This window comes from Thermohalobaculum sediminis, assembly GCF_023487995.1.
GTDB classification, from domain to species: Bacteria; Pseudomonadota; Alphaproteobacteria; order Rhodobacterales; family Rhodobacteraceae; genus Thermohalobaculum; species Thermohalobaculum sediminis.
Genome location: NZ_JAMFKN010000010.1, coordinates 154,554 through 169,382, shown reverse-complemented (window position 1 = coordinate 169,382; position 14,829 = coordinate 154,554). Strand labels below are relative to the sequence as shown.

General features: G+C 69.3%; 15 protein-coding genes, 1 tRNA gene and 1 pseudogene. 14 read left to right on the top strand and 3 right to left on the bottom strand.

Features of this window, described 5'->3' with window-relative positions; genetic code table 11:
• Nucleotides 1-111: 111 nt before the first annotated feature.
• From terL to M1105_RS17945, 4 genes are all read left to right on the top strand, one after another.
• Nucleotides 112-486 carry a phage terminase large subunit gene (gene terL / locus M1105_RS17960; protein WP_249581762.1) on the top strand — a complete coding sequence of 125 codons (375 nt, stop codon included), beginning with the start codon at nt 112-114 and terminating at the stop codon, nt 484-486.
• 129 nt (nt 487-615) lie between these two features.
• Nucleotides 616-864, top strand: a complete 249-nt coding sequence (locus M1105_RS17955; protein ID WP_249581761.1) for a DUF3489 domain-containing protein — start codon at nt 616-618, stop codon at nt 862-864.
• On the top strand, nt 861-1,274 hold the full coding sequence (locus M1105_RS17950; RefSeq protein WP_249581760.1) for a DUF2924 domain-containing protein: 414 nt from the start codon (nt 861-863) through the stop codon (nt 1,272-1,274). The genes M1105_RS17955 and M1105_RS17950 overlap by 4 nt, the downstream gene beginning before the upstream one ends.
• On the top strand, nt 1,271-2,962 hold the full coding sequence (locus M1105_RS17945; protein WP_249581759.1) for a recombinase family protein: 1,692 nt from the start codon (nt 1,271-1,273) through the stop codon (nt 2,960-2,962). Before M1105_RS17950 ends, M1105_RS17945 begins: the two co-directional genes overlap by 4 nt.
• 361 nt (nt 2,963-3,323) lie before the next feature.
• On the opposite strand, the gene M1105_RS17940 is transcribed toward M1105_RS17945, so the two are convergent.
• Nucleotides 3,324-3,413, bottom strand: a tRNA-Ser gene (locus tag M1105_RS17940).
• A gap of 269 nt (nt 3,414-3,682) precedes the next feature.
• Between M1105_RS17940 and rplU the strand changes: the two are divergent.
• The 6 genes and pseudogenes from rplU to M1105_RS17910 form a co-directional block, all read left to right on the top strand.
• Nucleotides 3,683-3,991: pseudogene (rplU, locus tag M1105_RS17935) on the top strand (50S ribosomal protein L21); the annotation flags it as partial.
• A gap of 19 nt (nt 3,992-4,010) precedes the next feature.
• Nucleotides 4,011-4,280 (top strand): 50S ribosomal protein L27, encoded by a 270-nt coding sequence (gene rpmA / locus M1105_RS17930; RefSeq protein WP_249581758.1) that lies wholly within the window; start codon nt 4,011-4,013, stop codon nt 4,278-4,280.
• A 101-nt stretch (nt 4,281-4,381) separates the two neighbouring features.
• Entirely contained in the window at nt 4,382-4,945 is a 564-nt protein-coding gene (locus tag M1105_RS17925; RefSeq protein ID WP_249581757.1) for a GNAT family N-acetyltransferase, read from the top strand.
• On the top strand, nt 4,932-5,966 hold the full coding sequence (gene obgE / locus M1105_RS17920; protein WP_249581756.1) for a GTPase ObgE: 1,035 nt from the start codon (nt 4,932-4,934) through the stop codon (nt 5,964-5,966). Before M1105_RS17925 ends, obgE begins: the two co-directional genes overlap by 14 nt.
• A complete protein-coding gene (gene proB / locus M1105_RS17915; RefSeq protein ID WP_249581755.1) occupies nt 5,954-7,096 on the top strand; it encodes a glutamate 5-kinase in 1,143 nt (380 codons plus the stop codon). Before obgE ends, proB begins: the two co-directional genes overlap by 13 nt.
• Nucleotides 7,096-8,367 carry a glutamate-5-semialdehyde dehydrogenase gene (locus tag M1105_RS17910; RefSeq protein WP_249581754.1) on the top strand — a complete coding sequence of 424 codons (1,272 nt, stop codon included), beginning with the start codon at nt 7,096-7,098 and terminating at the stop codon, nt 8,365-8,367. Before proB ends, M1105_RS17910 begins: the two co-directional genes overlap by 1 nt.
• 68 nt (nt 8,368-8,435) lie before the next feature.
• On the opposite strand, the gene M1105_RS17905 is transcribed toward M1105_RS17910, so the two are convergent.
• Nucleotides 8,436-8,981: a YcbK family protein gene (locus M1105_RS17905; protein WP_264759718.1), complete on the bottom strand. Its 546-nt coding sequence runs from the start codon at nt 8,979-8,981 to the stop codon at nt 8,436-8,438.
• Nucleotides 8,982-9,315: 334 nt separating this feature from the next.
• Here M1105_RS17905 and M1105_RS17900 point away from each other — a divergent pair, with 334 nt between their 5' ends.
• The 4 genes from M1105_RS17900 to M1105_RS17885 all read left to right on the top strand — a co-directional run bounded on the left by M1105_RS17900 (nt 9,316) and on the right by M1105_RS17885 (nt 13,859).
• Nucleotides 9,316-11,031, top strand: coding sequence for a L,D-transpeptidase family protein (locus M1105_RS17900; protein ID WP_249581752.1), 1,716 nt, complete (start codon nt 9,316-9,318; stop codon nt 11,029-11,031).
• A 191-nt stretch (nt 11,032-11,222) separates the two neighbouring features.
• Nucleotides 11,223-12,299 (top strand): UDP-3-O-(3-hydroxymyristoyl)glucosamine N-acyltransferase, encoded by a 1,077-nt coding sequence (gene lpxD, locus M1105_RS17895; RefSeq protein WP_249581751.1) that lies wholly within the window; start codon nt 11,223-11,225, stop codon nt 12,297-12,299.
• A 79-nt stretch (nt 12,300-12,378) separates the two neighbouring features.
• Nucleotides 12,379-12,642 carry an acyl carrier protein gene (locus tag M1105_RS17890; RefSeq protein WP_249581750.1) on the top strand — a complete coding sequence of 88 codons (264 nt, stop codon included), beginning with the start codon at nt 12,379-12,381 and terminating at the stop codon, nt 12,640-12,642.
• Nucleotides 12,643-12,644: 2 nt separating this feature from the next.
• Nucleotides 12,645-13,859 carry a beta-ketoacyl-[acyl-carrier-protein] synthase family protein gene (locus M1105_RS17885; RefSeq protein WP_249581749.1) on the top strand — a complete coding sequence of 405 codons (1,215 nt, stop codon included), beginning with the start codon at nt 12,645-12,647 and terminating at the stop codon, nt 13,857-13,859.
• 36 nt (nt 13,860-13,895) lie between these two features.
• Here M1105_RS17885 and M1105_RS17880 read toward each other — a convergent pair whose 3' ends face one another.
• Entirely contained in the window at nt 13,896-14,423 is a 528-nt protein-coding gene (locus M1105_RS17880; protein ID WP_249581748.1) for an invasion associated locus B family protein, read from the bottom strand.
• Between the last annotated feature and the right edge of the window lie 406 nt (nt 14,424-14,829).

The following is a 14,829-nucleotide window of genomic DNA, read 5'->3' as shown; positions in this document are numbered from 1 at the left end:
GCCAGGCGGATGATCTCGGGTGACGTTTTGAAGTAGCGGAAGGGGTTGGGTTTGCTCATGCCACGAGGGTAGGGAGGGCGGCATCCCGCCTCAAGCCAAGTTCCTTTGACATTGCCCGCTGACGTCCTCCTGATCGAGGATGCGGCGAGCGGGGCGCAGCTCATCCAGACCCTGCGCCATGACGAGCTCAGCGACGTTCCGCGCCCCATCGCCATCAAACCGGAGGCTGACAAGATCACGCGGTTCTCGGGGCAAACGGCGAAGATCGAGGCAGGATGCCTGTTTCTCACGAGAGACGCATCGTGGCTCGCCAGATTCGAGCACGAGGTCCTCGGATTCCCGAATGCCCGCCATGACGACCAGGTCGACGCGCTGAGCCAGCTCCTGGCCTGGCAGCGCAAACGGCGCGAACCACCCGTCCTCGGCCTTGCCTACGAGCCCGATTACTCGCGAACGCCGCCATGGCGCGTCGGCTGGGAGTCCTGAGCCGGGTCCCCTCGACTGGACTTCCCGCGCGGAACGAGCGTCACTGTCGCCCGAGCCCGGCGCCCTCCCGGGCCTCTCCCGGTAGCAGGGGCCAGCATCCCGCCGGTCCCGACGACACGGGAGAGACCGATGGCAGGATCCGCGACACCGACGACCAAGACGCCCACCAAGGTGCAGCAGGTGCAGGCGATGCTGAAGGCCCGCCGCGGCACGACCCTGTCCGCGCTCTGCGAGGCAACGGGTTGGCAGAAGCACTCGGTCCGGGCGGCGTTGAGCGGGCTGCGCAAGAAGGGCGTCACGATCGAGCGCCAGCCTCCCGCGAAGCCCGGCGACGAGGCGCGCTACCGGATCATCGCGACCCGCGGGAGCGCGGAATGACGGGGCCGGTCGAGGCGATCGCCGCCATGGGCCGCGACGACCTTCTCGGCCTCTGGGCCCGGGTGATGGAGGACCCGCCGCCCGAACGGCTTAGCACTGCCCTGATGCGGCGGATCCTCGCCTTCGAGGTGCAGGCCGGCCGGTACGGCGGCCTCCCCGACACGGCCCGGCGCCGGCTCGCCACGATCGCACGTGACAAGGCGCGCAAGGTCGCGTCCCGCCTCGCCCCCGGCGGCCGTCTCATCCGCGAGTGGAACGGCGTCAGCCATGTCGTCGAGGTGGCCGGCGACGGTTACCACTGGCGGGGCCGGCGCTATCGCTCGCTCTCCGCCATCGCCCGCGAGATCACCGGGGCGCACTGGTCCGGCCCGCGCTTTTTCGGGCTGGACAGGCAACGGGCCCGCCGATGACACGGACCGCTGTCATCCGCTGCGCGATCTACACGCGCAAGTCGACCGAGGAGGGGCTCGAGCAGGGCTTCAACTCGCTCGACGCGCAGCGCGAGGCCTGCGCCGCCTATGTCGCTAGCCAGCGCCACGAGGGCTGGCGGCTCGTCCGCGAGGACTATGACGATGGCGGCGTCTCGGGCGGCACGCTGGAGCGCCCGGCGCTCCGGCGCCTTCTCGCCGATATCGAGGCCGGCCGGGTGACCATGGTCGTGGTTTACAAGATCGACCGGCTGACAAGGTCCCTCGCGGACTTTGCGCGGCTCGTCGAGCGCTTCGACCGGGCAGGCTGCTCCTTCGTCTCGGTCACCCAGGCCTTCAACACCGCGACCTCGATGGGCCGGCTCACGCTCAATGTGCTCCTCTCGTTTGCCCAGTTCGAGCGCGAGGTCACGGCCGAGCGGATCCGGGACAAGATCGCCGCCTCGAAGAAGAAGGGCCTGTGGATGGGCGGGCTGGTGCCGCTCGGCTATGACCGGCATCCGGACCCCAAGGTCCGGGGCCTCGTCGTCAGCGAGGCAGAGGCCGAAGCCGTCCGGACGGTCTTCCGGCTCTACGACGAGCATGGCTGCCTGCGGGTCGTCGCCGGGGAGGCCGCCCGGCTCGGCATCCGGTCGAAGCGCCGCCTGTTCGCCGATGGCAGGACGCGTGGGGGCGGCGTCCTCTCGCGCGGGCAAGTCCACTTCCTCCTGACCAACCCGATCTACACGGGCCGGATCCGGCACAAGCGCGAAGTCTGGCCGGGACAGCACGAGGCGATCGTCGACGATGCGCTCTGGCAGCGGGTGCAGGCGAAGCTCGCGGAAGCATGTGGCCGGCCGCGCGCAGCCGCTCGTGGGCCAGGGGTGGCTGGTGCACGAATAACCTCTGCGCCGCTCAGGGGCAGGTTGCGCGACGAGACGGGCGATCGCCTCACGCCGACCCACACCCGGCGCCGTGGCCGGCAGCTTCGCTACTACGTCTCGAACCGGCTGGTCACCGGCAAGGCGCCCGCGGATCCCTCGGCCTGGCGGCTTCCCGGACCGCAGCTGGAGCGGGTCGTCGCGCGGATCCTCGCGAGTCATCTCCATGCTGCTGCGCGGCGCCACACGATGCTGTCCGAGCCGGATGCCCGAAGCGCCGCGGATCTCGCTGTGAAGGTCGACACCCTCTGCGACAGGCTCCGCAGCGACGAACCGGGTCTTCTCCAAGCACTCATGGCCTCGGGACAATTGACCCCGGGCCAGATCGATCTCGCGCTCGACAGGCACGGTCTCGCGGACGCGCTCGGCCTCGATCCGGCGGTGATCGCCGACGAGATCCTGTGCATTCGCGCATCGTTCGACCTGCGCCGCCGCGGCGTCGAGACCAGGATCGTCGCGGGCGACATCGCGGGTGCGGTCGACGATGTACTCGTCCGGCGGCTCGCCGAGGCGCATGGCTGGCTCGATCGGATCCGGGCGGGCCAGCCTCTGACGCGGGTCGCCGCGGAGGCGGGACATTCGCCCGCCTATCTCCGGACCCGGCTGCAGCTCGCCTTCCTCTCGCCCCGCATCCAGCAGGCGATCCTCGATGGCCGCCAGCCTCCCGATCTCAGCCTCGAGCGCCTCGTCCGGACCGGCATCCCGCTCGACTGGGCCGAGCAGGAAACGCGCTTCGGCATCTCCGGCTGACCTGGGCGGCGACGGTTCCATGGATGCCAGGCATCAAGACCTCTGACCTCCCTCGTTTCCCCCCTGGTTCCCTGTTCATCCGCGCAGGGAAATGGACATCATGTCATTGATGTCCTGGGTCCTTTGCCCCCGGCCGAATGCCACATCCACCCAGGAACCGAAAAATTCCCTGTTAATTCCCGCAAAACAGGGAAATCCGGCCTGAGGGAACCGGGCGATGCAGCGAAGCGAGACGCAGGGGGAAAATTGGCCTGACCGTGGCCAGCACGAGTGTCTCAGGCGAGCGGGGAGACCTCTAATAGACGGATATCCCCCGACATTCCGGGAGAAGTCCGAGATGTCAAATCGAGACTGGTCTGGGTGGCGGAGAGGGTGGGATTCGAACCCACGGTACCCGCAAAGGTACAACGGTTTTCGAGACCGCCCCGATCGACCACTCCGGCACCTCTCCGCAGGGGGTATCTTTCGGGTGGGCGGAACCTAGACAGGTCCACGCCGTTCTGCAAGCAGGATTTCCGGGAATCTTTCACATCTCTCGCGCCTTGACTTGGGCGCGAGATCTCAGCATAAACGCGGCTCTCCGGCCCGGCGCGACGTCTGGCCGGTGGTTGGTATCGCCCCTTGGAGGGCGCGCTGTCCGAAGGCGCGGGGTGGTTATATGCCTCGCATCAAGTGCCCCTCGCAGGGCCGCCACAGGGCGCGGCGGAAAAGGACGAGACGATGTTCGCAGTCATCAAGACCGGCGGCAAGCAGTACCGCGTTGCGGCCGGTGACGAGGTGACGGTCGAGAAGCTTGGCGCCGAGCCGGGCGAGACCGTGGAATTCAACGAGGTCCTGATGCTGGGCGGAGACAGCGTCACCGTGGGCGCGCCCACGGTCGAGGGGGCTTCGGTCAAGGCCGAGGTGGTCGAGCAGACCCGCGGCCCCAAGGTGGTGACGTTCCACAAGCGTCGCCGCAAGCACAGCTCGAAGCGCATGCGCGGTCATCGCCAGCACCTCACCACGGTGCGCGTGACCGAGATCGTCGCCGGCTGAGGAGGAATACGAGATGGCACACAAGAAGGCAGGCGGTTCGTCCCGCAACGGCCGCGACTCGGCCGGCCGGCGCCTCGGCGTCAAGAAGTTCGGTGGCGAGGCGGTGGTCTCCGGCAACATCCTGGTCCGCCAGCGCGGCACCAAGTGGTGGCCCGGGCAGAACGTCGGCCTCGGCAAGGACCACACGATCTTCGCGACCGCCGAGGGCAACGTGAAGTTCCACAAGGGCCTCAAGGGGCGCACCTTCGTGTCGGTGATCCCGGCCGCCGAGGCTGCGGAGTAATCCGGCCCATCCCGGACAGGGCGATCCAGGGACCGGCCGGTCGGCCGGTCCTTTTGTTTTTGGGGAAACCTCCCCGGGGCGCTGCAAGGAGGCGCCGCGTCATGAGACCGCAAGCCGTCGCGACCAAGCGCCTGATCCTGCGCCCCCTGCGTCCCTCGGACGCGGGGCCGATGACGCTCTATGCTTCCGACCCCCGGGTTGCGCGCATGACGACTTCGATCCCGCATCCCTATCCGCCGGGCGCGGCCGAGAGCTACATCGACACGCGGATGAACGGGCGGATCGACGAGGCGGTCTGGGCGATCGACGCGACGCCCGAGGGTGGCGCCGAGCTGATCGGCCTGATCGTCCACAGGCCGCGGACGGGCAAGATCGGCTACTGGGTCGGGCCGCCGTTCTGGAACACGGGCTTCGCGTCCGAGGCGCTCGGCGGCCTGATCGCGCATCTGCTGGCGTCGGGCGAGGAGACGCTGACCGCAAGCGTGATCGCCGAGAACGCGGCATCGGCCCATGTGCTCGAGAAGGCGGGTTTTGCCGAGACCGGGACGGGCGAGATGTTCTCGGTCGCCCGTGGCTCGATGGTTCCGGTGCGCCGGTTTGCGCTGGACCGCGCGGGTTGGATGGAGGCCCGGCGCAAGGCAGGGACGAGCGATGAAGTTTCTTGATCTCGCCAAGGTCTATGTCCGCTCGGGCGCCGGCGGGCCGGGCTGCGTCAGCTTCCGGCGCGAGAAGTTCGTCGAGTATGGCGGCCCCGACGGCGGCGATGGCGGGCGCGGCGGCGACGTCTGGGTCGAGGCGGTCGACGGGCTCAACACGCTGATCGACTTCCGCTACCAGCAGCACTTCTTCGCAAGGAACGGCGAACACGGCATGGGGCGCCAGCGCACCGGCAAGGACGGCGAGGACATCGTGCTGCGCGTGCCGGTGGGCACCGAGATCCTCGACGAGGACGAGGAGACCGTGATCGCCGATCTGACCGAGCGGGGCCAGCGGGTGCTGGTCGCCGGGGGCGGCAATGGAGGCTGGGGGAACCTGCACTTCAAATCCTCGACCAACCAGGCGCCGCGGCGGGCGAACCCGGGCCAGCCGGGGGTCGAGCGGACGCTATGGCTGCGCCTCAAGCTGATCGCGGATGCGGGGCTCGTGGGGTTGCCGAATGCCGGGAAGTCGACCTTCCTCGCGGCGGTGTCGAATGCCCGGCCGAAGATCGCGGACTATCCGTTCACGACGCTGCACCCGAATCTCGGGGTTGCCGAGATCGACGGCGTCGAGCTGGTGCTGGCCGACATTCCCGGCCTGATCGAGGGCGCGCACGAGGGCAGGGGGATCGGCGACCGCTTCCTCGGGCATATCGAGCGCTGCGCGGTGCTGCTGCACCTGGTCGACGCGACCTCGTCCGATGTGCTGGGCGACTACGAGACGGTGGTGGACGAGCTCGAAGCCTATGGCGGCGGCCTTGCCGAGAAGCCGAGGATCGTCGTCCTCAACAAGTGCGACGCGATGAGCGGGCAGGAGGCGGACGACCTCGTGACCCTGCTGCGCGAGGAGGGTGTTCCCGTCAGCCTCGCCATCTCGGGCGCGACGGGACAGGGGGTGCGCGAGGCGCTGCGCCTTCTGCGCCGCGAGATTCTGAAGGCGCGCAACCTCGAAGCCGAGCCCGCGGAGCAAGGTGCATGGAAACCCTGAGCGCGGACCTGACGAGGGTGCCGCTCGACACCTGCCAGCGGCTCGTGATCAAGGTGGGCTCGGCGCTGCTGGTCGACGCGGTCACGGGCGCGCTGAGGTCCGAATGGCTTGCGACGCTGGCCGATGACATCGCGGCCGAGCGCGCGGCGGGCCGCGCTGTCGTGGTGGTCTCGTCGGGGGCGATCGCGCTGGGGCGCGGTATCCTCGGCCTCACGGCGGCGGCGCTGCCGCTCGAGCACGCGCAGGCGGCCGCGGCGGTGGGGCAGATGCGCCTAGCGCGCGCGTGGGAGGAGGCGCTGTCCCCGCTCGGCTATCGCACGGCGCAGGTGCTGCTGACGCTCGACGACACGCAGACACGGCGACGCTACCTCAACGGCAAGGCGACGCTCGAGGCGCTGATGGGCTTCGGCGCGATCCCCGTCGTGAACGAGAACGACACCACCGCGACCGACGAAATCCGCTATGGCGACAACGACCGCCTGGCGGCGCGCGTGGCACTGATGGCCGGCGCGGACGTGCTGGTCCTGCTGTCGGATGTCGACGGGCTGTATACGGCGAATCCCCGCACAAGCCCGGATGCCGCGCACCTCGCGGACATCTCGGAGATCACCCCCGAGATCGAGGCGATGGCGGGTGATGCGGGTTCGGGCCTCAGCCGCGGCGGCATGAAGACCAAGCTCATGGCGGCCAAGACCGCGATGCAGGGCGGATGCGCCATGGCCATCGCCGAGGGCGCCAGGATGCACCCCCTGCGCGCGATCCGCGAGGGGGCCCGGGTCACGTGGTTCCGGCCGCGCCGCAGCCCCGCGGCCGCGCGCAAGCAGTGGATCGCCGGCATGAAGCCGATGGGGGTCCTGGTGATCGACCTGGGCGCGGCACGGGCGCTGCGGCGCGGCGGCTCGCTGCTGCCCGCCGGCGTGCGGCGCGTCGAGGGCAGCTTCGAGCGCGGCGATCCGGTGTCGATCGTGACCGAGACCGGCGAGGCGGTGGGCGCGGCGCTGGCGGGCTACAGCGCGGCCGAGGCGCAGCGCATCGCCGGTGTCCGTTCGGACCGCATCGAGGCGGCGCTGGGCCATCCGGGCCGCGCCGCCATCGCGCATCGCGACGACATGGTGATCTGGGGAATGTGATGGACCAGGGCCGGGACGACATCGTGGAGATCATGCACGGCATCGGGCTCCGGGCTCGGGCGGCCGCCGCCGAGCTTGCCTCCGCGGCCTCGGCGGCAAAGACCGCCGCGCTGAACGCCGCCGCCGAGGCCGTGACCGATGAATGCGCCGGGATCATCGAGGCCAACCGGCGCGACATGGACTTCGCCCGCGACAAGGGGCTTTCGGGCGCGATGCTCGATCGGCTGATGCTGGACGAGGCACGGGTCCACGCGATGGCCGAGGGCCTGCGCGCCGTCGCGCGCCAGCCCGACCCGGTGGGCGCCGTGATGGCCGAATGGACGATGCCCTCGGGCCTGCGCATCCGGCGCGTCCGCACGCCCCTCGGCGTCGTCGGCGTGATCTACGAGAGCCGGCCGAACGTGACCGCCGACGCGGGCGGGCTGTGCCTCAAGGCCGGCAACGCGGCGATCCTGCGCGGTGGGTCCGAGAGTTTCCATTCCTCGGGCGCGATCCATGCCTGTCTCGTGGCGGGCCTTGAGACCGCTGGCCTGCCCACGGACGCGATCCAGCGCGTGCCAACCCGCGACCGCGCCGCCGTGGCTGAGATGCTGCGGATGACCGAGTTCATCGACGTGATCGTGCCGCGCGGCGGCAAGGGCTTGGTCGGCCTCGTGCAGGCCGAGGCGCGCGTGCCGGTGTTCGCCCATCTCGAGGGGATCTGCCACGTCTTCCTCGACCGCGCGGCGGATCGCGACAAGGCGCTGCGGGTGATTCTCAACGCCAAGACCCGGCGGACCGGGATCTGCGGTGCGGCCGAGTGTCTGCTGATCGACCGTCCCGTGACCGGCGGGCTGGGCCGCGAGGCGGTGGCGATGCTGCTGGACGCCGGCGTGCGCGTGCACGGGGATTCGGCGGTCCTGGCGCTCGATCCGCGCGTCGTCCCGGCGACCGAGGCCGACTGGGGACGCGAGTATCTCGACATGGACATCGCCGCGCGCGTGGTCGACGGCGTGGACGAGGCGATCGCGCATATACGCCGTTACGGCTCGAGCCATACCGAGTCGATCCTGACCGAGGACGACGCGACGGCCGGGCGGTTCTTCGCGCGGCTCGACAGCGCGATCCTGATGCGCAACGCCTCGACCCAGTTCGCCGATGGCGGCGAGTTCGGCATGGGGGCGGAGATCGGGATCGCGACGGGCAAGATGCATGCCCGCGGCCCGGTCGGAGCGGAGCAGCTGACCAGCTTCAAGTACCTGGTGGAAGGCGACGGCACGGTGCGCGACTGACGCTTGCCGGGTCCGCGGCGCGGGTAGGTGCCGGGATGCCCGATGGCGTCCCCACGCCCGATCCGGGCTCAGCGCCCCCAGTCGCGGACGGGACCCGAGTCGAGATGCACGAACTGCGAGCGGCTGTACTTGCCGACGCCGCCTGCCTTCAGCGACTGGCCCGCGCCCGAGATCTGCCGCACGCTGCGCGACTTGAGGGTCACGTCCACCGCCATGCCCTTCATGTGGTAGGAGTTCGATGCCACGCCCTTGCTGCGGTTGCGTAGCATCTGGTTCGTGTCGGGCGTGCGGTATCCCGAAATGATCTCGAATGGCTCGCTGGTGTCGAGCAGGCCATGCGTCGCGGCGAGGATGTCGAGGACCGTGGGGTCCATGGGCGTTGCCTGGTCCTGCCGCCAGTCGCGGAGGATGTGGTTCATGGCATCGAGGGCTTCGGGGATGTATTCGCCCTCGAGCCAGTATACGCTCTTGATCCACTCGCCGGTTCGGCGGTTCACGAGAGCCAGTGACCGGAAGTCGCCCTTTCCGCGGAGCACGGCCGGAGCGGCGGGGATGGGTGTGGCGCAAAGCCCTGACAGCGCGGCTGCGCCGATCAGAAAGGAGCGACGATCCATTGTCATGGTGCAGAGTCTTGCCTGTTCACTGTCTGCCTCTGTCCGCGGCGCTGTGAGCTTCGTCACATTCCCGCGGCTCGTTTGAAGAAATTTATGCCATACGTGGAAATTCCTTCCAAGTTGCAAAGCTGCAACGAGCTTTTTCCAAACTGTGCAATGGTGGCGCCGAACTGGGCGAGGATTTTTCGAGAGCAAGTCACGGAGATGCTGCAAAATTCACACGAGCGGCCAAAATCGTATGTGCTGCATCCGCGGCTGCCGCGATCCTGCCATGGGTTTGTGATAACTGTTCATACCATGGTGTTTGTAACTTTGACGCAACAGCGGTGATGCGATGAAACGTCCTTTCCTGACTGCGACATGCTGCGCGGCCGGGCTGCTGATGTTGGGAATCGGGGGGGCGGCATTCCCGGCCGCGGCGCAGATGCCGGCGCCGGTGGCGGACAGCGCCATCGTCGCGGACACATGGCTGCGCCCCGCAGTCGAGGCCGAGTTTCGCGACCAGCCCGACCTGTTGGCGGTCTACGCGGCGCGCGGCTTCCAGCCGTTGTGGATCCGGGAGGACGGCGGCGCGACCGAAGGCGGCGCGGCGCTGCTCGCGGCGCTAAGTGACGCGCCCCGCCATGCCCTGCCGGCGGACCGCTACGCTCGGGCGCTCGCGTCTGCGGGGGCGCAGAGTCAGGCGGCCGTGCGCGAGCTCACGCTCACGCGCGCCTTCCTCGATTATGCCCGTGACATCTCCTCGGGCCTGCTGACGCCGCGCGCGGTCGATCGCGACATGGCGCTCAGGCCGCAGCGGCCCGAGCCCGCGGCCTTGCTCGCGGGCATGTCGGCGGCCGCCGATCCCGCGCGATACATCGAGGCGCTGGCGCCGGCCGACGCGGAATACACGGCCCTCGTCGCGCGGATGGCCGAGTTGCGGCGCCTCGCTTCCCAGCCGGGAAGCTGGGGGCCGACGGTCGACGAGGGGCCGACCCTGCGCGAGGGCAGCACCGGGTCGCGCGTCCTGCAGCTTCGCGCCCGGCTCACGGCGCTCGGCGACCATGGTCGGGTGACGCAAGGGCTGGTCGAGGCGCGGGCCGAGGGGACCGTGATCGTCGCCGCGAACGACGTGACGACCGATGCCGTCAGGTCTGATGCCGCGAAGCCCGCCGCCGATCCGTCGGTCTTCGACGCCGCGCTGGCCGAGGCCGTGCGTCGCTTCCAGCGCCGTCACGGGCTGAACGAGGACGGCGCCGTCGGTCCCGCGACGCGCGCTCAGCTCAACCTTTCACCGGCCTTCCGTGCCGACCAGATCGCGGTCAACCTCGAGCGGATCCGCTGGCTGAACCGCGACCTCGGCCGAAGCCACATCATGGTGAACATCGCAGGCTTCTCGATGCGCGTGATGGACGACGGGCGCGAGATCTTCCAGTCGCGCGTCGTCGTCGGCACCAAGCGCCATCAGACGCCCGAATTCTCGGACGAGATGGACCACCTCGTCATCAATCCGACCTGGTTCGTGCCGCGCTCGATCGCGGTGAACGAGTTCCTGCCCAAGCTGCGGGAGGATCCGGGCTATCTCGAGCGCCGTGGCTACGTGCTCAAGGGCGCCGATCCCTGGGCCGTGGACTGGGAGAGCGTGACGCCCTCGACCTTCCCCGGAACGATCCGGCAGGTGCCGGGCGAGGAGAACGCGCTGGGGCGCGTCAAGTTCATGTTCCCGAACGACTACTCGATCTACCTACACGACACGCCGCAGCGCCACTTGTTCGCGCGCGACCTCCGCGCCTACAGCCATGGCTGCGTGCGCGTCGAGAAGCCGCAGGAGCTGGCGCATCTTCTGCTGTCCTACCAGGAGGCCGATCCCGCGGGAGCGTTCCAGCGCTGGCTCGACTCGGGGCGCGAGCGCTACGTGACGCTCGAGGAGCACCTGCCCGTCCATATCACCTACCGCACGGCATGGGTGGGCGACGCGGGCCTCGATCAGTTCCGTGGCGACATCTACGGCCGCGACGAGAAGGTGATGGCGGCGCTGCGGAAGGTGGGGGTCGCGCTGGCGGGCGGCTGACGCGACTGGGCCCGCCCGGCGCGTGACGCCTCCATCGGAGCGTCCGGACATGTTCGCCTGCCGCGGCAGCGTCGCAGCAGGCGTTGTCCCCACCAGGCCAGCGGCCCGACGGCGACCGCACCGCCTTTGCTTGCCACGCGCCGGAGCGGCCGGATAGAACAGGCGCAGTCGAGGCAGTTCCGGGCAGGTTCATGTATCATACGATCGCCGAGATCGCGGAGCGCGCCGGCCTCGACGCCGAAGGCGACCTCACGCTGAGGGTGGGCCGGCCCGCCGAACCCGGGAACGCCGACGCCGGCGATCTGGCCCTCGCGATGTCCCCGGACTATGCCACGAGCCTTCCGGGATGCCGGGCGCGCGCGGCCGTGCTCTGGCCGGGCGCAGACTGGCGCGGGCTCGGCTTCGAGGCGGCGCTGTTCGCGCCACGCGCGCGTGTCGCCCTCGCCGGGATCACGGGGATGTTCGAACCATCGCTGGACCTCGCCCCCGGCATTCATCCCACCGCCCTGATCGACCCGACCGCTAGCCTCGGCGAGGATTGCTGGGTCGGGCCCTACAGCCTGATCGGCGCCGATGTGCGCCTCGGCGTCGGGGCGCGGGTGCAGTCGCACGTCTCGATCGGCCGCGGCGCGCAGATCGGCGATGGCGCGATCATCCGCGCGGGCGTGCGGATCGGGCGCGACGTGCGGATCGGCGCGCGCGTGTCGATCCATCCCAATGCCTGCCTCGGCGCGGATGGCTTCTCCTACGTCACGCCCGAGCCCGGCAGCGTCGAGGCCGCGAAAGCGACCGGCGCCGTGGACGAGGATAGCCGCAACCTGGCGCTGCGGCGCATCGCCTCGCTCGGCACGGTGGTCATCGGGGACGATGTCGAGATCGGCGCCGCAAGCTGCATCGACCGCGGCACGATCGCGGATACCGTGATCGGGCGGGGCACGAAGATCGACAACCTGGTGATGATCGGTCACAACGTCCGCGTCGGCGAGACCTGCATGCTGTGCGGGCATGTGGGTCTTGCGGGCTCGATCACGGTGGGCGACCGCGTCGTGCTGGGCGGCAAGGTGGGGGTCGCCGATCACGTCACGATCGGGCACGACTCGGTCGTGGCTGGCGGCTCGCTCGTGGGATCCGACATCCCGCCCCGCAGCGTGATGCTCGGTGTCCCCGCCTTGCCGCGCGCGAAGGCGCTCGAACAGATCATGGCCTTGCGCCGGCTGCCGCGGGCGCTCGAGCAATTGCGGGAGCTGCGCCAGAAGGTGGGGCTCTGACCCTCGCGGCAACGGGCCGCGAGCAACGGTTTTGATCGGCAATGTCAGCGCCGGCGAGGCGGCTCGGGAGGGCGAGGGAATGAGCGACGAGGTCAGCGCGAAGATCCGGCAGATCATCGCAGAGCAGGCGATGGTGAACGTCGACGACGTCACGCCGGATGCAACCCTGCAGTCGCTGGGGCTCGACAGCCTTGCGCTGGTCGAGGTCGTGTTCGCGATCGAGGAAGCGTTCGACGTGACGGTGCCGTTCAACGCCAACGACCCGTCCGGCTCGGAATTCGACATCACGACGGTCGCCGCCGTGATCGAGGGCGTGAAGTCACTCCTCGCCGGTAGGGGGTGAACATGCATCGCGTGGTGGTCACGGGGCTCGGGGTCGTCTCCGCCCTGGGCGTGGGGCGGGATGCGCACTTCGCGGGCCTGGCCGAAGGGCGCTGCGGCATCGGACCGATCGGGCTGATCGACCCCGCGCGGCTAATGATCAAGATCGCTGCCGAGGCAAGGGACTTTCGCGGCGAGGACCGGTTCGACCGCCAGGATCTTCTGCTGCTCGACCGCATCACGCAGATGGCTGTCGTTGCCATGGACGAGGCGAAGGCGCAATCCGGCATCGAGTTCGACGAGGAACTCGGGCTCAGGACCGCCACGATCATTGCGACCGCGATGGGCGGGCTGCACACCTGCGACGAGAACTACCGCACCGTCTATCAGGAGCAGAAGAACCGCGTTCACCCCTTCATCATCCCCCGCCTGATGGCGAACGCGCCGGTCAGCCAGATCTCGATGCGCCATGGCCTCAAGGGGCCGGCATGGTCGGTCTCGACGGCTTGCGCGTCGTCCAACCACGCGATCGGTCAGGCGTTCCACATGGTGCGCGCGGGCGTCGTCGATGCCGCCGTCACCGGGGGCACCGAGTCCGTGCTCTGCTTCGGCGGCATCAAGGCGTGGGAAGGGCTGCGCGTCATGTCGCAAGACGGCTGCCGGCCATTCTCGGCCAACCGCAACGGCATGGTGCTGGGCGAGGGCTGCGCCATCCTGATCCTCGAGCGCCTCGACCGTGCAATCGCGCGCGGCGCGCCGATCCTGGGCGAGATTGCCGGCGCGGGCGCGACCGCCGACGCCGCCGACATCGTGGCACCCGCTGTCGAGGGAGCGGCGCGGGCGATGACGCTGGCGCTGGCCGACGCCCGAATTGCGCCGGACGAGGTCGGCTACATCAACGCGCACGGGACCGCCACAGCGCTCAACGACAGGACCGAGGCGGCCGCCGTCCGGCTCGCGCTGGGCGAGGCGGCGTCGCGCGTGATGGTCTCGTCGACCAAGTCGATGCATGGCCACGCGATCGGCGCGGCAGGCGCGCTCGAGGCCGCCGCGGTGCTGATGGCGCTGGGGCAGGGGATCGTGCCGCCTACCATCAATCACGAGGCCGAAGACCCCGAAATCGGGCTCGACGTCGTCCCGAACCAGTCGCGCGAGGCGCAGGTAGACGCGGCGCTGTCGAACGCCTTCGCCTTTGGCGGGCTCAACGCGGTGCTGGCCTTCCGGCGCTGGAAGGGGTGAGCGCGGCGGAGGTTCGCCGCGCCGGAAAGGCTCGCGTCACTGGGTCGGGCGCGCGAGGGGCTTGAGCGAATCGTAGGCCCGCGTGAAACCCTTCAGCGAGATCTTGATGACCGTCTCGTTCTGCAGGACGTAGGCGAAGTTCGCGGTCGAGCCCTTCTTCATCAGGTCGACGGCCTCGCCCGTCATCGGCGCGCCGGCCACGCATCCGATGGGCAGGCAGCGCGTGATGTTGAGGGGCGCGGGTTCACCTTCGTCGATCCTGAGGCGCACGCCGTAGGGAATCAGCACGCCCAGTGGCGCCTGCACCTGCAGCGCCGCCGGGATCTCGGTGCCGTTCTGGGTTTTTGCGCCGGAGATGCGCTGGATCGAGACCAGGAGCGCGTCCTTGCCGCTCGCATTCTTCCCGACCTGGACGATCCTGCAATCCTCGGTTCCCTCGAGGCAGCGCACGGCCCAGTCGCCATGGGTCGCCGTCTCGACCTCCTTCTGCTGCTGTGCCAGCGAGGTCGTGGAAAAACCGGCCGCGAGCATTGCCGCCGCGGCAAGGGTGCTCAGAAGTTTCAAGGTCTCTGTCCTGTTTTCGCCGCATGACGTGGCATGCGAGATGAGCCTGTGTTGCCAGCGCGGCATGATGAAATCAAGGGCGTCTGCCTGCGGCTGGCCCGGACCGCGGCAACCTGACTGCGCGCGCCGCTTCCCAATGAAACGCAGGGGCGCAGTTAGCGCCCCTGGCCGCGGATTTCCGCGTATTGTTGTGATCTTGTCTTTTCCCTGTCGAACCGGCCGCGCCGTTCGCGACAGCATCTTTGGCCGCGATACTTCGCCGCGTCAACAGCCGATTTCGCCAATTTTTCGATATCGTTTCGGCCTGCGGAAAGTCGGCGCGGCGAGCGGCGATCGGGGTTAAAAAAGAACCGCGCCAGAGGCGCGGCCAAGTCGACAGGGAGGAGGAAAAACGCAATGGGTTCCG